19 protein-coding genes and 1 riboswitch are annotated in these 20,844 nt (G+C 64.2%); of the genes, 8 read left to right on the top strand and 11 right to left on the bottom strand.

What is annotated here, in order from left to right; genetic code table 11:
* Window positions 1–4: 4 nt before the first annotated feature.
* The 4 genes from miaA to ACODRW_RS17050 all read right to left on the bottom strand — a co-directional run bounded on the left by miaA (window position 5) and on the right by ACODRW_RS17050 (window position 4,710).
* Window positions 5–982, bottom strand: a complete 978-nt coding sequence (gene miaA, locus ACODRW_RS17065) for a tRNA (adenosine(37)-N6)-dimethylallyltransferase MiaA (protein WP_253315038.1) — start codon at window positions 980–982, stop codon at window positions 5–7.
* Window positions 983–1,197: 215 nt separating this feature from the next.
* Window positions 1,198–1,458: a CBU_0592 family membrane protein gene (locus ACODRW_RS17060; RefSeq protein WP_107798390.1), complete on the bottom strand. Its 261-nt coding sequence runs from the start codon at window positions 1,456–1,458 to the stop codon at window positions 1,198–1,200.
* Between the two features lie 23 nt (window positions 1,459–1,481).
* Window positions 1,482–3,191: a choline dehydrogenase gene (betA, locus tag ACODRW_RS17055; RefSeq protein ID WP_488906276.1), complete on the bottom strand. Its 1,710-nt coding sequence runs from the start codon at window positions 3,189–3,191 to the stop codon at window positions 1,482–1,484.
* A gap of 49 nt (window positions 3,192–3,240) precedes the next feature.
* Complete coding sequence (locus ACODRW_RS17050) at window positions 3,241–4,710, bottom strand: aldehyde dehydrogenase family protein (RefSeq protein ID WP_488906275.1); 1,470 nt, start codon at window positions 4,708–4,710, stop codon at window positions 3,241–3,243.
* Window positions 4,711–5,036: 326 nt separating this feature from the next.
* Between ACODRW_RS17050 and ACODRW_RS17045 the strand changes: the two genes are divergently transcribed.
* From ACODRW_RS17045 to ACODRW_RS17035, 3 genes are all read left to right on the top strand, one after another.
* On the top strand, window positions 5,037–6,845 hold the full coding sequence (locus ACODRW_RS17045) for a PAS domain-containing protein (protein ID WP_488906274.1): 1,809 nt from the start codon (window positions 5,037–5,039) through the stop codon (window positions 6,843–6,845).
* 170 nt (window positions 6,846–7,015) lie between these two features.
* A complete protein-coding gene (locus tag ACODRW_RS17040; protein WP_488906273.1) occupies window positions 7,016–8,059 on the top strand; it encodes a DMT family transporter in 1,044 nt (347 codons plus the stop codon).
* Window positions 8,056–8,331: a hypothetical protein gene (locus tag ACODRW_RS17035; RefSeq protein WP_107798394.1), complete on the top strand. Its 276-nt coding sequence runs from the start codon at window positions 8,056–8,058 to the stop codon at window positions 8,329–8,331. The genes ACODRW_RS17040 and ACODRW_RS17035 overlap by 4 nt, the downstream gene beginning before the upstream one ends.
* 368 nt (window positions 8,332–8,699) lie before the next feature.
* Here ACODRW_RS17035 and sbcB read toward each other — a convergent pair whose 3' ends face one another.
* The 3 genes from sbcB to ACODRW_RS17020 form a co-directional block, all read right to left on the bottom strand.
* Window positions 8,700–10,115: an exodeoxyribonuclease I gene (gene sbcB, locus ACODRW_RS17030; protein WP_488906272.1), complete on the bottom strand. Its 1,416-nt coding sequence runs from the start codon at window positions 10,113–10,115 to the stop codon at window positions 8,700–8,702.
* An 82-nt stretch (window positions 10,116–10,197) separates the two neighbouring features.
* Window positions 10,198–10,986 (bottom strand): enoyl-CoA hydratase-related protein, encoded by a 789-nt coding sequence (locus ACODRW_RS17025; protein ID WP_227107250.1) that lies wholly within the window; start codon window positions 10,984–10,986, stop codon window positions 10,198–10,200.
* 30 nt (window positions 10,987–11,016) lie between these two features.
* On the bottom strand, window positions 11,017–11,805 hold the full coding sequence (locus ACODRW_RS17020; protein WP_488906271.1) for an alpha/beta fold hydrolase: 789 nt from the start codon (window positions 11,803–11,805) through the stop codon (window positions 11,017–11,019).
* Window positions 11,806–12,453: 648 nt separating this feature from the next.
* Here ACODRW_RS17020 and ACODRW_RS17015 point away from each other — a divergent pair.
* Entirely contained in the window at window positions 12,454–13,632 is a 1,179-nt protein-coding gene (locus ACODRW_RS17015) for an ABC transporter ATP-binding protein (RefSeq protein ID WP_488906270.1), read from the top strand.
* Between the two features lie 115 nt (window positions 13,633–13,747).
* Entirely contained in the window at window positions 13,748–15,037 is a 1,290-nt protein-coding gene (locus ACODRW_RS17010) for an NAD(P)/FAD-dependent oxidoreductase (protein ID WP_488906269.1), read from the top strand.
* 55 nt (window positions 15,038–15,092) lie between these two features.
* Here ACODRW_RS17010 and ACODRW_RS17005 read toward each other — a convergent pair whose 3' ends face one another.
* Window positions 15,093–15,344, bottom strand: coding sequence for a hypothetical protein (locus tag ACODRW_RS17005; protein WP_107798402.1), 252 nt, complete (start codon window positions 15,342–15,344; stop codon window positions 15,093–15,095).
* A gap of 95 nt (window positions 15,345–15,439) precedes the next feature.
* Between ACODRW_RS17005 and ACODRW_RS17000 the strand changes: the two genes are divergently transcribed.
* The 3 genes from ACODRW_RS17000 (at window position 15,440) to ACODRW_RS16990 (ending at window position 18,464) form a co-directional block, all read left to right on the top strand.
* Window positions 15,440–15,829 carry a DUF1289 domain-containing protein gene (locus tag ACODRW_RS17000; RefSeq protein ID WP_107798403.1) on the top strand — a complete coding sequence of 130 codons (390 nt, stop codon included), beginning with the start codon at window positions 15,440–15,442 and terminating at the stop codon, window positions 15,827–15,829.
* A gap of 33 nt (window positions 15,830–15,862) precedes the next feature.
* Entirely contained in the window at window positions 15,863–16,444 is a 582-nt protein-coding gene (locus ACODRW_RS16995; protein WP_488906268.1) for a methyltransferase domain-containing protein, read from the top strand.
* Between the two features lie 199 nt (window positions 16,445–16,643).
* Window positions 16,644–18,464 carry a methyl-accepting chemotaxis protein gene (locus ACODRW_RS16990; protein ID WP_488906267.1) on the top strand — a complete coding sequence of 607 codons (1,821 nt, stop codon included), beginning with the start codon at window positions 16,644–16,646 and terminating at the stop codon, window positions 18,462–18,464.
* A gap of 65 nt (window positions 18,465–18,529) precedes the next feature.
* Here the strand turns inward: ACODRW_RS16990 and ACODRW_RS16985 are convergent, their stop codons facing one another.
* From ACODRW_RS16985 to ACODRW_RS16975, 3 genes are all read right to left on the bottom strand, one after another.
* Window positions 18,530–19,099 carry a TMEM165/GDT1 family protein gene (locus tag ACODRW_RS16985; RefSeq protein ID WP_253315029.1) on the bottom strand — a complete coding sequence of 190 codons (570 nt, stop codon included), beginning with the start codon at window positions 19,097–19,099 and terminating at the stop codon, window positions 18,530–18,532.
* Window positions 19,100–19,283, bottom strand: a riboswitch (yybP-ykoY riboswitch).
* A 38-nt stretch (window positions 19,284–19,321) separates the two neighbouring features.
* Window positions 19,322–19,777 carry a large conductance mechanosensitive channel protein MscL gene (mscL, locus tag ACODRW_RS16980; RefSeq protein ID WP_107798407.1) on the bottom strand — a complete coding sequence of 152 codons (456 nt, stop codon included), beginning with the start codon at window positions 19,775–19,777 and terminating at the stop codon, window positions 19,322–19,324.
* A gap of 74 nt (window positions 19,778–19,851) precedes the next feature.
* Window positions 19,852–20,700: a DMT family transporter gene (locus ACODRW_RS16975; protein WP_488906266.1), complete on the bottom strand. Its 849-nt coding sequence runs from the start codon at window positions 20,698–20,700 to the stop codon at window positions 19,852–19,854.
* Window positions 20,701–20,844: the final 144 nt, after the last annotated feature.

Raw genomic sequence — 20,844 nt, 5'->3', positions numbered from 1 at the left:
GCGATTAATACACGCCGTCGAAACGCAGGCCGGCGGGCAGGGGCTCGCCGGCCTGGAAGGCGGCGACGGCGGCGCCCAGCTGTTCGGCCAGGCCGTCCCGCTGGGCGTTGACCGGCACCAGGTCCAGACTGCGCATCCAGGTCAGCTGGCGCTTGGCCAGCTGGCGGGTGGCGGCGACGCCTTTGTCGATGAAAGTTTGCTCGTCGCCGACGCCGTCCAGGTATTCCCAGGCCTGGCGATAGCCGACGCAGCGCATCGACGGCAGCTCCAGCGTCAGCGCCGGATAGGCGGCGCGCAAACGCCGCACTTCGGCCAGGAAATCCTGTTCCAGCATCAGTTCGAAACGCTGCGCGATGCGTTGGTGCAGCCAGCCGCGTTCCGCCGGCACCAGGCCCAGCGACAGCAGGCGAAAATCCGCCGCGGCTTCCTTGCCGCGCGCCAGCAGCCGCGACATCGGCTCGCCGCTGAGCAGGCAGACTTCCAGCGCGCGGTGAATGCGCTGCGAATCATTGGGATTGAGGCGGGCGGCGGTGTCCGGGTCCAGTTGCGCCAGCCGCGCGTGCATCGCCGGCCAGCCGGCCTGGGCCGCGTCGGCGTCCAGCTGAGCGCGCAGCGCCGCGTCGGCGCGCGGCAGGTCGGACAAGCCCTCCAGCAAGGCCTTGTAATACAGCATGGTACCGCCCACCAGCAGCGGCAGCCGGCCGCGGCCGTTGATCTCGCGGATCAGCCGGTTGGCGTCGGCGTGGAACTGGGCGGCGGAATAGCTTTGCAGCGGGCTGATGATGTCGATCAGATGGTGCGGGCATTGCGCCATTTCCGCCGCGCTGGGCTTGGCGGTGCCGATGTCCATGTCGCGATAGACCAGCGCGGAGTCCACGCTGATGATCTCCACCGGAAAATGGCGGGCCAGCTCCAGCGCCAGGCCGGTTTTGCCGGAGGCGGTGGGGCCCATCAGCAGGATGGCGTGCGGGGTGTCGTTCATGGGCGGGTCTTGCGGTTCAATCGACGGATTGTCGCATAAGCGGCCCATGGGCGGACAGTGCCGCCCAGGACACGCAAGGTGTCGACGATGGGCTGCGCGTCGACAGGGTGGTGTGGGCATGGGCCTTGGAACCGTCTGCAAAATGCCCGTGCGCCATGTGTGGCTTCCGCGTTCCCCGCCGCAAGGCCTGGTCTCGCTAGAGGGTAAACACGCGCTCAGGCCCCGGATTCGGGCGCCGGCAGCGCCCGGCGGCGGCTGGCGCGCCACCAGCCGCCCAGGGTGATCAGAAACCACATGCACTGGTTGACGAAGGACGCCAGGTTGAAGTGGTTGGACAGCGAAATCAGAATGCAGACCGGCCCGATCAGGTTCAAGGCGAAGTAGCGAGGGTCCGAGGTGCGCAGGCCCAATAGCTGGTTGCCCAAGTAGGCGCCCAGATAGCTGATGACGCCGATCAGGCCGATGAGGTCGTACATATGGGCTCCTTGGGCCGTGGCGTTTACAAGGGGGCGGTTTGCGCCGCGGCCGTTTCGGCGACGGGGTCTTGATCCCCGCCGGCCTGGTAGAACGGCGCGTTCGAGCGCGGCAGCGGCGGCAGTTGGCGGATCAGGTCGGCGATCTTCTCCGCCATCATGATGGTGGGCGCGTTCAGATTGCCGGTGACGATGCGCGGCATGATGGACGCGTCCACCACGCGCAGGCCGGTCAGGCCGTGCACGCGGCCCTGATGATCCACCACCGCAGTCGGATCGGCGGCGCTGCCCATCTTGCAGGTGCCGGACGGATGCAGCGCGGTTTCGGCGTGGGTTTTGACGAAGCGGTCGATCTCGCTGTCGCTGGCGACCTTGTCGCCCGGCTGGATTTCCCGGCCGCGGAAGGCGGAAAGCGCGCGCTGGCCGACGATCTCGCGCGTCAGCCGCACCGCGGCGCGGAACTCCCGCCAGTCGGTGTCGTGCGCCATATAGTTGAATTGCAGCAGCGGCTTGTCGCGCGGGTCGCGGCTGGCCAGCTTGACGTGGCCGACGCTGGGCGAGCGCATCGAGCCGACGTGGCATTGGAAGCCGTGCATCTTGACGGCGTGGCTGCCGTCGTAATTCACCGCCAGCGGCAGAAAGTGGTATTGCAGATTGGGGAAGGCGAAGCGCTCGTCGCTGCGGATGAAGCCGCCGGCCTCGAAGTGATTGCTGGCGCCCGGACCGCTGCCGTTCAGATACCACTGAGCGCCGATGCGGGCCTTGTTCCACCAGCGCAAGGACGGGTATAGCGACACCGGACGCAGGCATTCGTACTGCAGATACATTTCCAGATGGTCCTGCAGATTGGCGCCCACGCCGGGCAGGTGGGCGACCACGCCGATGTCGTGGCGGCCGAGTTCGGCGGCGTCGCCGACGCCGGAGCGCAGCAGCAACTGCGGCGAGGCGATCGCGCCGTTGCAGACGATGACTTCGCGCAGGGCGCGAACGCGATGGCTGCGGCCGCCTTGCAGGTATTGCACGCCGACGGCGCGCGCGCCGTCGAACAGGATGCGGTCCGCCAGCGCGCGGGTCCGCACCGAGAAATTGGCGCGGTCGCGAGCGGCGTCCAGATAGGCCAGCGACACGCTGCAGCGCCGTCCCTGGGCGGTGGTGGTGCGGTCCATGGGGCCGAAGCCTTCCTGACGATAGCCGTTCAGATCGTCGGTGCGGGCGTAGCCGGCTTGTTCGCCGGCTTGGATGAAGGCTTCGAACAAGGGGCTGATGCCGGCCTTGGGCGTGGTGACGTGCAGCGGCCCGTCGCCGCCGTGGTAGTCGTTTGCGCCCTTGTCGTAGCTTTCCGCCTTGCGGAAATAGGGCAGGCAGTCGGCGTAGCTCCAGTCGCCCAGCCCGGGCAATTCGGCCCAGCCCTGGTAGTCCAGCGCGTTGCCGCGGATATAGACCATGCCGTTGATCAGCGAGGAGCCGCCCAGGCCCTTGCCGCGCGCCTGGGCCATGCGGCGTCCGCCCATATGCGGCTCAGGCTCGGTCAGATAGGCCCAGTTATAGGTGCGGCCTTGCAAGGGGTAGGCGAGGGCCGCCGGCATCTGGGTGCGCCAGTCCAGACGCCAGTCCGGGCCGCCGGCTTCCAGCAGCAGCACCTTGACGCCGCTGTCTTCGCTCAGCCGCGCCGCCAGCACGCCGCCGGCGGAGCCGGCGCCGACGATGATGTAGTCGAATTCCTGAGTGGTGCTCATCTTGATTCTCCTTATCGGTGAACGAAGGCGGTACCGGGTGAATGGACCCTCAGGCGCCAAACCACCCCATCGGCTTGGGCGCCAGATTGATGTAGCTGTGCTTGAGCTCGGTGTACTCGTCCAGGCCGATGCGCGACAGCTCGCGGCCGATGCCGCTGGATTTGAAGCCGCCCCAGGGGGCTTCGGGGAAATAGGGGTGGTAGTCGTTGACCCAGACGGTGCCGAAGCGCAGCGCGCGGCTCATGCGGTTGGCGCGGGCCAGATCCCGCGTCCACACCGCCGCCGCCAGGCCGTAGGGCGTGTCGTTGGCCAGCCGCAGCGCCTCGGCCTCGTCGCGGAAGCGCTCCACGGTGATGACCGGGCCGAAAATCTCCTCTTTGGCGATGCGCATGTCGGCGTGGACGTCGACCAGCAGCGTGGGCTGCAGCCAATAGCCTTTGCGATAGCGTTCGCCGTCCGGACGGCCGCCGCCGTAGACCAGGCGGGCGCCTTCCTCCACGCCGGCGGAGATCAGGCTCAGGATCTTGTCGTGCTGCTGGGCGGACTGCACCGGCCCCATCTGGGTGTCCGGCTGCTGGCCGGGGCCGACGACGATGCGCGGCAGCCGTTCCGCCAGCCGGTTCACGAAGTCGTCGTGAATCTCGTTTTGCAGCAGCAGCCGCGAACCGGCCGAGCAGACCTGGCCGGCGTGGAAGAAGGCGGCGTTCAGCGCGTAGTCGACGGCGGCGTCGAGGTCGGCGTCGGCGCAGACGATGTTGGGGTTCTTGCCGCCCAGCTCCAGGCCGATGCGTTTGAAGTTGGCGCTGGCGGCGCGCATGATGCTGGCCCCCGCCTGAGCGCCGCCGGTGAAGGACAGCAGATCCACGTCGGGATGCTCCGCCAGTTCGGCGCCCGCCTCGGCGCCGCCGCTGACCAGGTTGAACACGCCCGGCGGCAAATCCAGCTCGGTCAGCAGCTGGGTGAAGCGCCAGCTGCTGAGCGGGGTCAGGCTGCTGGGCTTGAGCACGACGCAATTGCCGGCGCCCAGCGCCGGCGCGATCTTCCAGGCCGCTTGCAGCAAGGGGTAGTTCCACGGGGTGATCAGGCCGCAGACGCCCACCGGCTCGTGCAGGGTGCGGCTGATCACCTGCTCGGGCGCCGGGTTGACCTGGCCGTTCTCGGTGGCCACCAGGCCGGCGAAATAGCGGAAGGTGGCGGCGATGTCGCCCATATCGGTGCGGCTCTCGCTCAGGGTTTTGCCGGTGTTCAGCGTCTCCAGTTCGGCGAGGCGCTCGCTGTCGCGCTCCACCAGTTGGGCGATGTCCAGCAGCAGGCGGCTGCGTTGGCGCTGGGGGGGGAGCCGCCAGGGGCCGTGATCAAACGCCGCGCGGGCGGCGGCGATGGCGGCCTGCGCATCGGCGCGGCCGCCGTCCGCGGCGACCGCGATCTCGCTTTCGTCGCAGGGATTGAGAATCTGACGGGTTTGCCCCTTGGCGGCGTCGCGCCATTGGCCATCGATGAAGAGCTGGGTAGAGATCATGGCAGCCTCACGCAAGAGATGAAATTAACTATTGGTAAATAAATTTACCTTTGGTTTAATTGTAGTGTCGATTCGGCGCGGCCGGCAATCCGTAATCAGCTATGGCAATAGTGGATGTATTGAGTTTGGCTATATTGGCGAGGTTCAAGCCGGGTCCGGAGGCCGGCCTGGCTTGCTTGGCTGTCGGGCTTTTGCTTTGCTTCGGGATTTTTCCGGCCTGAGTTAACATGGCCGGCTGACAGCCGCAGGCTGTGGCGCGCGCGCATCGGCGCGCCGTGTTCGCATTCAATTACCCAGGAGGCGCGGCCGTCGCCGCGACCAGTTGCGTGTCGTTAAATCAAGTCAGCCAAACCCTTGTTCCCGTCGGGGATGAAACCTTCGCCACCCGCCTGAAGGAGGTGCTGGGGCGCAAGCGCGTCATGCTTAAACAGGTGGCGGAAGCCCTGGGCGTATCGTCCGCCGCCGTGCACAAATGGACGCGCGGCGGGGAAATCGAATATCGCAAACTGCGGGTGTTGGCGGATTTTCTGGGCGTGAACTGGATCTGGCTGCGCTACGGCGAGCAGGCGGTGCTGGATTTGGCGACGGCGACGACGACGGATGCGCAATTGACCGAGATCCGCCGCAAGCATCTGGCGGAGATCATGGAAAGCGAAGCGCGGATGAAGTTCGCGCAGAAGGTGTCCGGCATCGTCACCTGGGAGTGGAACATCCTGAGCGACGCGGTGGCTTACTCCGCCAACGCCGAGCACTTGTTTGGCCGCCCGGTGCGCCTGCTGTCCGATTTCTGGCTGGCGCTGGATCCGGCCGACGCGCCGGCCTTGCGCGCCAAACTGGAGGCGTGCCTGAACTCCGGCGCGGCTTACGAGGCCGAGTTCCGCGTGCGCTGGCCGGCGGGCGACACGAGATGGATCGCCTCGCGCGCCACCTGCGTGCTGGACGCCGACCGCCGTCCGGTGAAGATGATAGGCGTCAGCTTCGACATCACCCAGCGTTGCCTGGCCGAGCAGGCCTTGCGTCAGAACCAGGCCATCCTGGACAAGGCGCAGTCCATCGCCCATTTGGGCAGTTGGTTCTGGGATGTGCGCAAGGACGACTGCATCTGGTCGGATGAGGCTTACCGGATTTTCGGCTGGCAGCCGCAGGCCTTCAAGGTGACGATGGAGCGTTACTTCGCCGCGATGGCGCCGGAGGACCGAGATCGCATCGATCGGGCCATCCGGCGGGCGATCGATGAGCGCCAGCCCTATTGCGTGGAGTACAGCATCCTGCTGCCGGACGGCCGCCGCCGCCAGATTCACGAGGAGGGCGAGGTTCTATACGGGGAAGGACGGGCGGAGGCCATGATAGGCGCGGCTCAGGACGTCACCGACAGCCGGCAAGCCGCGGTGGCCTATAGCGAAAGCGAGGAGCGTTTCCGCGAGGTCTTCGAGCAGGCGGCGCTGGGCCTGGCGCATCTGGGCCTGGATGGTCGATGGCTCAAGGTGAATCGCCGTCTGGCCGAGATGACGGGCTACGCGCCGTGGGAGATGGAGGGGATGAGCTTCCAGCAACTGACCCACCCCGAAGACCTGGAGGACAATCTGCTGCGGCTGGATCAGTTGCTGAGCGGAGAGGTCGCCAGTTTTTCGCTGGAGAAACGCTTGCTGCGCAAACAGGGCGGCCATATCTGGGTGAACGTCAGCGCCTCGCTGAGCCGTCACCCGGTGAGCGGCGAGCCCTGGCATTTGATCGCCGCGGTGGAGGAGGTGGCCGCGCGGCGCGAGGCGCGCCGCGCGCAGGAGGAGGCCCGGTTGCGCAGCGAATTGGCGCTGCAGTCCATCGGCATGGCCAGTTGGGAATGGGATCTGGGCGCCGGGCGGCTGCGCTTGTCGCCGCAGGCCGCGCGGCTATTGTTCGGCGAGGCTTTGGAGGAGACGACGGAGCAGCGCTTTCTGGACGGTTTGCGCATCGCCTCGCGGCAGGGGTGGCTGGACAGCCTGGAGGCGATTTTCAATATTTCCAGCCGCGCGCAGCTGGATGTGTCGTGGCACGGCGAGGGCGGCAAGACTTTGCCGCTGGTCTTGTCGCTGGTGGCGCAGCGCGGGAGCGACGGCGCGCTCAGCCGCCTGATCGGCGCTTTGGGCGCGCGCTGATCTCGGCCGCGGCCGGGTGTGGACTAATTGACTGTTGGTGAAAAAATTAACTTATGGTAATTTTTGACCCTCGTCTGGCAAGGCAGATGGATTTCGTCTTGTTGCGTTCGAACCCAGAATAGGCGCCGCTGGAAGCTTGGGCGGCGTCCGACAACAGGAGCTGACGCGCTATGAACAGCATGCACAGACAGCAGTATCTTCGCCGCCGAACCCGCTGGGGTTATGGCTGGGCCTTGTGGGCGGCGGTGTTGTGGGGCGCATGGTATGTGCCCGGCGCCGCGGTGTGGCACGAGGCGCCGCTGGCCGGGCTGACGCGGGGGCGGCCGGAGTGGTTTCTGATGGCGGCCGCGGTGTTGACGGCCTTTCACGCCTGCCTGGTGGCGGCGTTTCAATTGTTGTGGCTGGCGGCCTTGGGCAAGCTGGCCGACTTCTTCCGCACGCTATGGCGCTTCGGCGGCATTTCCAAGTGGTATTTCCTGGCCGCGGTCTTGGGCGGCCTGATGGCCAATTTCGGCTCATATCTGGCGATGGGTTATGTGGGCGCGGTGTTCGCCGCGGTGGCGGGCCTGTTGTATCCGGTGGTGGGCGCGGCCTTGGCGCGCTTGTGGTACCGCGAGCGGATAGACCGGCGCGCGGCGCTGGGCATCGCGGTCATCGTGCTGGGCGGAGCGGCGATTTACGCGCCGGGCCTGCTTGGGGACCTGAGCGGCGACGGCGACGCGCGCTGGCTGGGCTATCTGGGCGGCGCGCTGGCGGCGCTGGGCTGGGGACTGGAGGGCGCCATCGTCGGACGGGCGATGGATGTGACCGATCCCGATTGCGGGGTGGCGATCCGCTATCTGGCCGAGGCCCTGTATTGGCTGCTGCTGATTCTGCCGGCGCTGGCCTGGCTGACGCCCTTGCCGGTGTATGCGCTGGCCGGCGAGCTGTGGTCGTGGCGGCCTATGCTCTATCTGACGGTGGGCGGGCTCAGTTTCGCTTTCTGCGCCGTGGCCTGGTACAAATCCTTTCCCTTGATCGGCGTTGGGCGCGGCCAGGCGATCGGTGCTTTCTACGCGCTGTTCGCCACCTTGTTCACCGCCGCGTTCACTTTGAATTTTCCCGAGTGGCATTTTCTGATCGGCTTGGCCCTGGTGATTCTGGGCGGCTTCGTCATGGTGTCGGACAGCGAGCGCCATCCCGGCGCGGTGCGCAATGTGGAGGGCGGGGCGTGAAGGTGCACATCAAGGGTTTTATCCTGCAGGCTTTGGCCAGGCAGCCGGGCTTGTGGGACGTGGATCTGGCCCGGCGCATTTGCCGGGAGTACCGCAAACCGGAAGACGCCTACTGGCTGGGCATGGTGAGGGCCTGCCTGGCGGATTTGAGCGCCAGCGGTCTGGTGGTGGCCTTATGCGAGCGTTGGCAGGAGGAGGGCGCGCGCCTGCTGTTCAATTATCGGGTCAGCGAGTTCGGGCTGGAGCGCATGCGGCAGACCGGTTTGGTCTAGATGCCCGCGCAAAGCCTCGCGAGCAAGAGCGAGACAAGACGATAACGGCTAGCAAGGCGGAATGTACTCGTGGCGCATGAGCATGTCGAAGACGGGTTCAAGGCCCCGTTCTAGTCATCTCGCCGACGCGCGGCAGACATTGAACCGCTTTTAAGGAGAAGGGCATGTCCGACTATTGGGGTTATGAAGGCGCATCCACGCTGGCGATGGTTGTGATTGTGGGTTTGAGCCTGGCGGCTTTATTCGTCGCCAGGCGTTATGTGAGAACGCTATAGCCCTGAAGACAGGCCCTGCGCCGCGCGCGCATTCCGTTTTCTCCGCCGCAAGGGCTTGTCCCGCCCTTGCTCTCAGGCTTTGAACCGACTTTTTTACAGTTGCGCGGCGTAGGCTTCCAGCTGCGCCAGCACGTCTTGCGCTTTTTCGCTCAGCTCGCCGGCGCGGGCTTCCTCCAGTTCCTGGCGGAATTGCCGGACATCGCGGCCGGGTCCGCCGTTGAGCTTGGCTTGACGCCATGTCTGCCAGCGTTCTTGCTCTTCGCCGGACAGGGAGCGCGGGAAGTTGCGCGCGCGGTAGCGGAACAAGAGTTCGGCCAGTTGCGGGTCTTCGAAGAAGGCCATCTCGCCGGTCAACTGGTCGGCCGACATGCGGCGCAGCTTGGTCAGCACTTTGCGATCGTTGTTGGACACGAAGCCGCCGTAGAGATTTTCGTCGACGTCGCGCGGCTCGCCGGTTTCGCGCTTATACACCTTGCGCCAGACCGGGCTCAGATCCGGCAGCGCGCCGGCGTAGTCGGCGTGGCGCTGAACCTGCTCCATGTCCACGCCCCAGTGCGCGGCGCGCTCCGGGCTCAACACCTTGAGGTTGGCGACCACGAACGGCGATTTATTGATGTGCACGGTTTTGAGCGGCAAACGTTGCACGCCTTCCGGCAAATCTTCGCTGCGGGTGTACAAGCGCTCTCGGATGGCGTCCGAGCCCAGGCCTTGCAGTTCGCGAGGGTCGTGGGCCAAGTCCCAGACAATCACCTCGTTGGCGTTGTAGGGGTGGGCCGCCAGCGGCCAGACCACGGCCATATTGCCGCGCTCGGCGCCGTACATGCCGGAAACGTGCAACACGGGTTTGGGCGCGTGGAGGCTGAGCTGGACCTTAACCGCGTCTTTCTTGCGCAGCGACAGGTAGAAGTCGAACAGCTTGGGCTGGTGTTGTTTGATCAGGCGCGCCAGCGCGATGGTGGCGCGCACGTCGGAGAGGGCGTCGTGGGCGGTTTCGTGCGCCAGGCCGTTGGCGGCGCTCAAATGCTCCAGTTTGAAGCTGGGGCGTCCATCCTCGTGCTGCGGCCATTGGATGCCGTCCGGGCGCAGCGCGAAGGTGGCGCGGACCAGGTCCAGCAGATCCCAGCGGCCGCATTGGTTCTGCCATTCGCGCGCATAGGGGTCCATCAGATTGCGCCAGAACAGGAAGCGGGTGACTTCGTCGTCGAAGCGGATAGAGTTGTAGCCGACGCCTATGGTGCCCGGCGTCGCCAGCTCGCGTTCGATCACGCCGGCGAATTCGTGCTCGGCCACGCCGTGCTGCAAACACCATTGCGGGGTGATGCCGGTCAGCAGGCAGGCCACCGGAGACGGCAGGTAATCGGGCGCGGGCCGGGCGTAGAGCATGACCGGTTCGCCGATTTCATTCAGCTCGGCGTCGGTGCGGATGCCGGCGAACTGCGAGGGGCGATCCTGGCGCGGCACGGCGCCGAAGGTTTCGTAATCGTGCCAGAAGAAGCTGTGGTTGGACATGGCGGCAACAATGCGGTGAAGTTGGCCGCATTGTCGCACCCATGGCGCGGCAGGGCCAGCCGCGCCGTTCCCCGCCGCTTGTTCAATCCATCCACGAGGGCTTGCGCGTTTCCAGCATGGCCTGAACGCCCTCGCGGCCTTCCTCGCTCAGGCGGATGGCGACAATGCGCTGGATGCAGATTTCCATGCCGTCTTCCCCGACGCCCAGGCCGGCGATGTCGGCCAGCAGCCGCTTGGCTTCCAGCATCGCCGCCGGGCTGTTGATCAGCAGATGGTTGATCAGGAAGTCCACCGCCATGTCGAGCTCATCGCTTTCCACCACCTGATGCACCAGCCCCAGGCGTTTGGCCTTGCCGGCGTTGAAACGCTCCGCGGTCATGAAGTAGCGGCGCGTCGAGCGCTCGCCGATGGCGCGGACCATATAGGGCGCCACCAGCGCGGGGATCACGCCCAGCTTGACGTCGGAGAAGCTGAACAGCGCTTCGGAGCTGGCGATGGACACGTCGCAGCAGGCGACCAGCCCCGCGCCCAAGCCGAAGGCGGAGCCCTGTATCTTGGCGATGGTGGGTTTGGGCAAGGTGTCCAGCGTGCGCAGCAGCTTGGCCAGCAGGCGGGCGTGGCGCTCCAGTTCCTCGCGGCCGAAACCGGCCATCCGTCGCATCCAGTCGATATCGTGGCCGGCGGAAAAGCTGATGCCGCTGCCGGTCAGCACCACGGCGCGCACGCTAGCGTCTTCGGCCAGGGTTTCCAGCATCGCGGTCAGCAGGCCGACGCTGCTGTCGTCCAGCGCGTTCAGCAGTTCCGCGCGGTTGAGGGTGATGGTGGCGATTCCCTTTGAATCAACGGCAAGCAAAACGGACTCGGCGGTCATTCGGTTCTCCTTGTTCTGATGATGGGCGTTTCAGCCGTGGCCAAAACGGATAATGCTGCGGACAAAGGCGTCCGCGGCCTCAATGTGCAATACATGGCCGGTGCCCGGCAGAATTTCCAGCTGCGCGCCGGGCAGCCGTTCGCGCAATAGTTCGGCTTGATACAAGGGCGTCAGGCGGTCTTCGTCGCCAACCAGTATATGGCAGGGCATGCTCAGCTCGTGCAGCCAGGTGCGCGCGTCGTGCTCGGTGACGCCGGCGATCAGACGTATCACCGCGTCCCAGTCCACCATGCCGGCGATCAGCTTCATATCGTCGAGCATGGCGGCGTTGCTGGCGAGAAATCGGCTGGAAAACAGCCAGGGCACGCTGACCGCGTAACGCAAATCCAGCCCGCCGCTGCGGTTGGCCGCAATCCAGCTGTCGCTGATATGGTTGTTGACGCTGTCGGCCCAGGCCAGCGTGGCGGCCAGCAGCAGCCGCGACACGCGCTCGGGATGACGATGGGCGAAGTGCTGCGCCACCATGCCGCCGTAAGACAAGCCGGTGAGATAGACCTCCGCAATGCCCAAATGATTCAACAGACCGGCGGCGAGGTCGGCTTGTTCGCTGAGCGGATATTTGTTGCCGCCGGGGCGGTCGCTTTGGCCTTGGCCGAGAAAGTCGAAGCGCAATAGCTGGAAGTGCGGTTCCAGTTGCGGCTGCAGCAGGGCCCAGGCGGCGGTGGACATGGTGATGCCGTTGAATAGCGCCAGAACTTGGGCGCCCTGTCCGCTGAGTTCGTAATAGACCTTGTGTCCGGCGATTTCGGCATAGGGCATGGCGGTATTCCTTTGGTCAGGCGTTGCGCGGCGTCAACATGCATGCTTCATTCTAGAGCGCGTCGGCGTTTGCGGGGCAATTTGCTGGCGACGCGGACGCGTGGCGAGGACGCGGCGCCGCGCGCGCCGATTCGCCAGTGGTGGAAAAGGGTAAAGTGTTTGACGAATTAAACAATGATGGTGGGGTTTTCGCCGCCGGCGTCTTAGGGGAAAGGGCCGGGTTTTCGGGTTTGACCGGCCAGCCTGGGTGAGGCGCGCGCGCCACAGAGGCGATAAATTTTCGAGAGCGTTTGCACTAGATATTGTCAAATTTATTAAACGTGGCATAGGCTTCTGTTCAAGACTAAAACGACAAAGGCGCTCGCCGTCGTCGCGGCCGCCGGGCCGTGTTCGCATTAAGCGCCGTACAGAGGAGACATCATGTTGGCAATAGGCACGGCGGTGGCGGCATGGCCACGCGCTCTCGCGGCGGGACCGCCGGCCGGCGCAGGACGCCGGACGGATTCTTGAACCCATGCGCGCGGGCCCAGGCCGGCGCGATCATCCAGCAAGGCATTCGATTGCCGCCGCGCCGCCTCGAGACGAGGCCCGCGCGGCGGACGCAGCCGGCCCGCGCCGCTGCGGAATTGCAATAGAGGGAACGACTCAATGACGCAAGCTATTGCCGCCAAACCGGCCCAGGCCGCTTTTTCCGCCCACAACGCCCAGGCCGCCGGAACCCAGGCCGATGCCGACAAGGCTTATCTGCGCATTGCCGGCGTACTGAAAAAGTTCGGCGATCATGTCGCGGTGGATCATGTGGATCTGGATATCCGCAGAAATGAAATCTTCGCCCTGCTAGGCAGCTCCGGCTGCGGCAAGTCCACCTTGCTGCGCATGCTGGCGGGCATGGAGACGCCGACTTCTGGCCGCATCATCCTGGACGGGGAGGACATGCAGGGCCTGCAGCCGTACGAACGGCCGGTGAACATGATGTTCCAGAGCTACGCTTTGTTTCCGCATATGACGGTGGAGCAGAACGTGGCGTTTGGCCTGAAACAGGACAAGGTGCCGCGCGAGGAGATCGCGGAGCGGGTGGGCAAGATGCTGGATCTGGTGCAGATGCGCAAGTACGCCAACCGCAAGCCGCATCAATTGTCCGGCGGCCAGCAGCAGCGGGTGGCGCTGGCGCGCAGCCTGGTCAAGCGGCCCAAGCTCTTGCTGCTGGACGAGCCTCTGGGCGCTCTGGACAAGAAGCTGCGCCAGCAGACCCAGCTGGAGCTGGTCAATACCATCGAACAGGTGGGCGTGACCTGCATCATGGTGACCCATGATCAGGAAGAGGCGATGACCATGGCCAGCCGCATCGGCATCATGAGCGAAGGCTCCTTGCTGCAGGTGGGCACCCCGTCCGAAATTTACGATTACCCCAGCTGTCGCTTCACCGCGGAATTCATCGGCGAGAGCAATATTTTCGAGGGCGCGGTGGTGGTGGACGAGCCGGACCTGGTCGAAGTGCGCTCGCCGGAGCTGGGCGGGGACATCCGCATCGACCACGGGATTACCGGCCCCAAGGGCATGCACGTCTGGGCCAGCATTCGGCCGGAAGACGTGAGGCTGGACATCAAGCCGTTGCCGGTGGGCCCCAATGTCGCCGCCGGCGTGGTGGAGGACATCGCCTATCTGGGCAGTTATTCCATCTATCACGTGAAACTGGCCAGCGGCAAGGTCGTCAAATCGGTGGTGCCGTCTTCGCGCTGGTATGATGCGGGCGAAACCGCGCCGACCTGGGGAGATCCGGTCTTCGTCAGTTGGCGCCAGGATGTACCGGTGGTGTTGACGCGCTAGCGCCCGCGCACGCGCCGCAGCGGATGCCGCATGGCATCCGCTTTTTCTTCTCTTTCCCGAGGCGTTTGGTCCGCCCGGCTTTGGCCGCCATTCCTGTTTTCATTGAGAGGTCTTCATGCTTAGCTTTGCCCATCAGGCTCACGCTCCATCCTATTACGCCGCCACCGCTCTGCCCTGGGAGCCCGGGGCTGCGCTGGAAGGCGTCGTCGACTGCGATGTCTGCGTGGTGGGCGGCGGGCTGGCGGGCTTGTCGGCGGCGCTGAATCTGCGCGAGCGCGGATTCTCCGTGGCGCTGCTGGAGGGCGCGCAAATCGGCTTCGGCGCCTCGGGGCGCAACGGCGGACAGGTGATTTCCGGATTCGCTTGCGGCGTCGACACGCTGCGCGCGCAATTGGGCGACAGCCTGGCCAAGCAGATGTGGGACATGTCGGTGGAGGCGGTGGACATCATCGAGCAACGGGTGCGCCGCCACGGCATCGATTGCGATTGGCGGCGCGGCTATGTCAGCGTGGCGGTCAAGCCGCGGCATATGCAGGAGTTGGAGGACTGGCAGCGAGAGGCGGCGCAGGCCTATGACTATGGAGGCATGCAGCTGTGGGACCGGGACGAACTCAGGACCCGGCTGGCCAGCGATCGCTACCAGGGCGGGCTGTACGATCCGCGCTCCGGCCATCTGCACCCATTGAACTACACGCTGGGCCTGGCCCGCGCCGCGCGAGAGGCGGGGGTCGCCATTTACGAGCAAAGCCCGGCGCTGCGCCTGAAGCGGGGGATGCGGCCGCAAGTGGCGACGGAGCGGGGCGTGGTCAATTGCGACCAGCTGGTGTTGGCCTGCAATTCCTACATCGGCGCGCTGGTGCCTGAGCTGGAACGGCGTATCATGCCGGCCGGCACTTATGTGATCGCCACCGAGCCCTTGGGGAAGGAGAGGGCCGAGGCCTTGATCGCCAACGATATGGCGGTGTGCGACACCAATTTCGTGCTGGATTACTATCGTCTGTCCGCCGACCACCGCTTATTGTTCGGCGGCAAGGTCAGTTACTCCGGACGCGAGCCGGCCCATTTGGCCGACGGCATGCGCAGCGATATGCTGCGGGTGTTTCCGCAACTGGCCGACGTCAAGATCGACTATGCCTGGGGCGGTTTTTGCGACATCACGGTGAACCGCGCCCCTGACTTTGGCCGTTTGGACGGCAATGTCTATTATCTGCAAGGCTTTTCCGGGCACGGCGTCAACATCACCGGCCTGGCCGGCAAAGTGGTGGCGGAGGCGGTGGCCGGAGATGCTTCGCGCTTCGACCTGTTCGCCAAGATTCGTCATAATCCCTTCCCCGGCGGCAAATGGCTGCGCACGCCGGCCTTGGTGCTGGGCATGGCTTATTTCCGGATGCGGGATTATTTATAAGCGGGCGTCGCCGCGCCGCGGACCCTGGGCAGCCTTCGCGCTGCCTTTTTATTTTTCAGGTGGGGTCCAGATAATCGTAGCCGCCCCAATCCAACGCGTAGGCGGTATGGTTGTCCGCGGTGCGGACGGGTTTGAGCAAGCCGTTTTGCTGCATGTAGACTAGGTGCTCGTGAACGTCGGCCGCGCTGTATTCGCCGCCGGATTCGCGCGAGAGCGCCTGAAACAGTTTGTGTTCGTCCAGATACTGGATGTGCATGGTCTGCAGCAGGCGTAAGGTGCGGAAAATCAAGGTTTCATTGCGGGTCATGACAGCGGATATTTTATTTTTATGACTATTCATTTATCTGACACTTTAGTTTGGCGCGTCAAGAAATATGACATTATTGTTTCAAGGGCCGGGGCATGACGACGGAGCGGCCTGATTCGCCTTGCATCGCCGTGTGTTCCACCGCGGTGGGCGACGATATCTGCCGCGGCTGCGCGCGCAGCTTCGACGAGATCTCGCAGTGGTGCTTCATGGACGCGGAGGAGCGGGAGCGGGTGTGGTTGCAGCTGCCGCTGCGTCAGCGCGGATTGAAGATCGCCGCGGTGTTCTCCTGCCTGCCGGAGCTTCATCAGGGCGAGGACGGGGGCGAGTGGATGAGCGTGCCCTGCCTGCCCTTGTGGTTCCGCATGGAGGGGAACTGCCTGCGTTGGCTGCGGGCGGGAGAGCCGGCGTGTCAGCGCGATTGCGCCGGCTGGAGTCCGGCGCAGGTGGCCGCCTTTTTGCGCGAGCAGGCGGGCGTTGAATAGAACGAGGGGAAGGCGATGGCGCAGGACAGTTCTTTGACCGAGTTTTGGGATGTGCGGTATCGCGACGGCGTGACGCCTTGGGAGGGCGCGCGGCTGAGTCCGGAGGCCCTGGCGTTTTTCCAAGCTCAGCCTGCCAGTCGAATCTTGCTGCCCGGTTGCGGCAGCGCCGGAGACTTGCCCCTGTTGCTGGACTGCGGCCATCAGGTGCTGGCCGTCGATTTCAGCGCGCAGGCGGTGGAGATCGCTCGCGCGCAGTGGCCGCAGGCGGCCGCCCATATCCGGCAGGCGGACTTTTTCGCCGTTGAGGAAACGCCGTCTTTCGACATGGTGTTCGAGCGGGCCTTTCTCTGCGCGTTGCCGCCCCGCCTGCATGTCCGCTATGCGGAAAAGATGGCGCGCTTGTTGCGCCCCGGCGGCGCGCTGCTTGGAGTGTTCTTTATTGCGGACACGCCGCGCGGCCCGCCGTTCGGCTTGGGCATGCCGGCCTTGAGCGCTTTGCTGGAGCCGGCTTTCGTGTTGGAGAGTTGCGCGCCGCAGGCGGAGGGCGTGCCGGTGTTTGGCGGTCGGGAGTGCTGGATGGTGTGGAGAAGGCAACACAGAAACGGGGATTTGTAATACATTGACATGGCCTATTTGATGATAATCAATAGTCAGCCAACTATTCCAAAAACAAGGCCGCTATCGCTTAGCATGGCTGACTGAAGTCAATAAACAACAATAATTCTAGATAACAGCGACGGGCGGGTCCGAAGCGCCGGAGGGCGCGGGGCCGGCACCAGCCGCTGAACGGGATTGCGGAGCAAGAGGAGAAGTCATGCAGTGGTTCTGGCGCGTGTATACCCTGGTGGAAAAGACTTTCTGGGATACGTTGACCAAGAAATTGTGCAGTTTCTTTTTCATCAGCGTGTTTCAGCTGGGCATGGTGGCTTATGTCTATTATGTGCTGGAAAACATACGGAGTTCGCTGAAAGGGCAGGTCGCTTCGCCCCAGGTGTTGGCCGGCATCGAGTCCAGCATCGACGGCGCGCTGTTTTGGACAATGGCGCTGTGGGTGGTCAGCGTCGCTTTCATCGCCTTCATGGTCTGGTATCTGCGCTTTCTCATCGTCAGACCGCTGAAAATGATTATCCGGATTTTCAATGAAATCGGCGCCGGTGAGGGGGATCTGTCCAGAGACATTCCCACCATCACCCATGACGAAATCCGCGAATTGTCGCTGTCGTATAACCGTTTCCTGCTGAAAATGCGCGAGATCATCAGCAATGTGCGGCTGATGACGGTGCGGATCGCGATGGATTCGGCGCGCACCCGCAAGAACGTGGTCGAATCGCTGGAGGGCGCGCGCAAGCAGGATCAGCTGGCGACGCAGGTCCGGGCCGCCAGCGATCAGAGCACCGAGGGCGTGGGCCAGGTCACTGAGCAAACCCAGGCGATCTCGTCCACTACGCTGGCCAATCTGGATGTGGCGCGGGAATCCTACGCCGAACTCAAATCCGTGGCGGAGAGCATCTACGGCATCAACCAGAAAGTGGGGCATTTCAATCACACGGTGGATGATCTGAGTCAGCGCTCCTCCAGCATCAAGACCATTGTCGATCTGATCAAGGACGTGTCGGACCAGACCAATCTGCTGGCCTTGAACGCCGCGATAGAGGCGGCGCGGGCCGGCGAGAGCGGACGCGGTTTCGCCGTGGTGGCCGATGAGGTGCGCAAACTGGCCGAGCGGGTCAAAAAGGCCACCGACGAGATTTCGCATAATATCGACGGCATGTTGGGGCTGGTGTCGGAAACCCAGGTGGAAACCGCGCAGATCACCGAGGACACCAAGTCGGCGCGGGAGATCGTCTCCAAGGCGTCCGACCATTTCAGCAAGATGATGGGAGACTTCGAAACCACGGCGAGCAGTCTCAGCCAGATCGCCGCCACCATGTCGGAGTTCGTCGCCTCCAATGGCCAGGTCAATCTGCATGTGGCGGAAATCCACGAACTGGGCCATCAGGTGACGGACCGTCTGAACCATACCGAAGACTCGGCCACCAAATTATCCGGCGCGGCGGAGCAGGTGCAGCAACTGGTGGCGCGCTTCATTCTGGGCGAGGGCGAGTTCGACCAGATCATGCAAACGGCCCGCGAGGCGCGGGATGAATTGCAAACCATGATGGCCGCGCAACTGGCCGCGGGCGTGGCGCTGTTCGATCAGAACTACCAGCCCATCGCCGGCGCCAAGCCGGCCAAGTTCCGCACTCAGTACGACGCCAAGCTGGAAAAACTGATGCAGCCGGTGTACGACCGCGCCGCCAAGTCCGTGCCCGGCGGCGTGTTCTGCCTGGCGGTGGACACCAACGGCTACGCGCCGACCCACAATAGCTGGTATAGCCTGCCCTTGAGCGGAGATGCGGCCAAGGACCTGATCAACAGCCGCGACAAGCGCAAGTTCGCCGATGCCGCCGGTTTGCGGGCCGCGCGCAGCACGCAATCCTTCCTGCTGCAGACGTATACCCGCGACACCGGTGAGGTGCTGTCGGAAGTGGTGCTGCCCATCATGTTGTCCGGCAAGCATTGGGGCGGCTTCCGCCTGGGCTTCAACCCGGAGCAGCTGTTGGAGGCGCTTGGGCGCGGAGCCGCTCGGACTTGAAGCGCCGCAGGTCGGCAGGAAAACAAAACGGAGGCCGCGGCCTCCGTTTTGTTTTGAGCGTTGCCTCAGATCTGCAACGGGCTTAGCAGGGTGATAATGCCCAGGCCGGCGAACAAGAGCGCGGCAATGGTGTGCACCAACTTTTGCGGCAGCTTCTTCGCGGCCACCTCGCCCAAGAGCACCGCGGGCACATTGGCCAGCATCATGCCCAGCGTCGTGCCGGCCACCACCAACAGCAAGGCCTCAGGAAAGCGCGCGGACAGCGCGACGGTGGCCAGTTGCGTCTTGTCGCCCATTTCCGCGATAAAGAAAGCGATACAGGTGGTGCCGAACACGCCGAAGCGCTCCATGAGCCGGCTGTCTTCATCCAGCTTGTCCGGAATCAGCATCCAGCCCGCCATGGCGAGAAAGGAAAGACCCAAGCCCCAACGCATGAAGTCCGGTCCTATCTTGCTCATCAGCCAGTGACCCACCGCGGCGGCGGCGAAATGATTGAGCAAGGTGGCGACGAAGATGCCCAGAACGATGGGCATGGGTTTGCGGTAGCGGCCGGCCAGCATCAGGGCGAGCAATTGGGTTTTGTCGCCGATTTCAGCCAAAGCGACGATGCCGGTGGAAATAAGGAAGGCTTCCATGAAAACTCCGGGGGCTGCGCATACGCCATGACAAGCCCGCGCCGCAGCCCCGCGTTGCGCAGACATGTCATGGGTCTTGCCAAACGGAAGTTTTCGTCGCATGCGCCATGGCCGTGATGGCCAAGCCTGTTGACGCATGCCGGCGCTGAAAACCGCGCCGAGGCTACTCCCCCAGAACCAGCCGATTCTAAATCAGTTGGCGTAGCGGGGCAATCTCCGCTCTTAGAGTTGAGACGTGCACTGCGGGCATCGAGAGGCTTTTTCCGGAATGCTGGACACGCAGAACGGGCATTCCTTGGTGGCGGGGGCCGGCGCGGCGGCCGGTTCTTCGCGCTTCAGCCGATTGATGGCCTTGACCAGCATGAAGATGGCGAAAGCCACGATGGTGAAGCTGACCATGGCATTGATGAACAGGCCGATATTCAGCGTGACGGCGCCGGCCTGTTTGGCCGCGGCCACGGACACATAAGGCCCAAGCTGTTTGCTGCCTTCTTTTAGCACGAAGAACATATTGGAGAAATCGACGTTGCCGATCAACAGGCCGATTGGGGGCATGATCACATCGTCGACCAGCGATTTGACGATGGCGCCGAAAGCGCCGCCGATGACGACGCCGACCGCCAGATCGATGACATTGCCTTTCATGGCAAATTCTTTGAATTCTTTAATAATGGACATGGTTGGCCTCTGTTTAAATAGCGTTAAGCATTATAGGACATTCGGCCGCCGTCGCTCCACCGCGGGTCTTTCTATCAAGCGGCTGAGCGTGAGCGGACGGGCAGGCTGCCAAGCAAGGCGCCGCCAAGAATGAGCACGATGGCGGTCAGAGCGACGGCGTTCAATTGACCCTGGCCGCTGCCTATCAGCAGCAAGGTGGACAGCAGCGGCGTGGCGTAGGACAGGGAGCCGATCTGCCTGGGGTCGCCTTCCTTGAGCGCGCGGTCCCATAGAAAGAAGGCGCCGCCCATCGGCCCGATGCCGAGCAGGATCAGGGCCAGCCATTGGCCGGCGCTGGGGGCGACGCTGGGTTCGAACAGGGCGTGACACAGCAAGGAGAGCAGGCCGGACAGCAGGCAGAAGCCGCCCACCGCGCTATTGGGAAAGCTGGGCAGCCTGCGGGTCAGCAGGCTGAAGGTGGACCACACCACGGCGGCGGCGATGGCGAGCAGATAACCGGCGAGATGGCTGCTGGACAAGGCGAGCTTGCCCCCGCTGACGATCAGCGCCGCGCCGCTGAAGCCCAGCGCACCGGCCAGGATGTGGCGGCCATGCAGCACGGTGCCCGGCACCAGGATGGGGGAGAGCATGACGATCAGCAGCGGCCACAGGTAATTCAGCAGATTGGCTTCCATCGCCGGCGCGTGCCGAAACGCGAAGAACAGCAGGAAGTGATAGCCGAACAAGCCGTAGATCCCCACCAGCAGGGTGGGCATCGGGACTTTCCAGTCGCGGTAATGGCGCAGGCTGAGCAGGCTGCCGATCAGCAGGCAGACGCCGACGACGAAGAAAGGGGGAAGCGAGCGTGTTTGAGCGCCAAGCGCGGCCAGAGAGGCCCAGAGCAGGATGGCGCCCCCGGCAAAGGCAATCGGTCTGGAAATCATTATTATTCCAATGGGGAGGGTGGGCCGATTGTAAAACGGAAGCGAAAATGGAAAAAGCCACAATCCGGAGATTGTGGCTTTTGAAATTTTGGCTCCCCGAGCAGGGCTCGAACCTGCGACCTGCGGATTAACAGTCCGTCGCTC

It is taken from the genome of Chromobacterium sp. FG89 (assembly GCF_057808735.1).
This window is presented reverse-complemented; position numbering and strand designations above follow the sequence as displayed.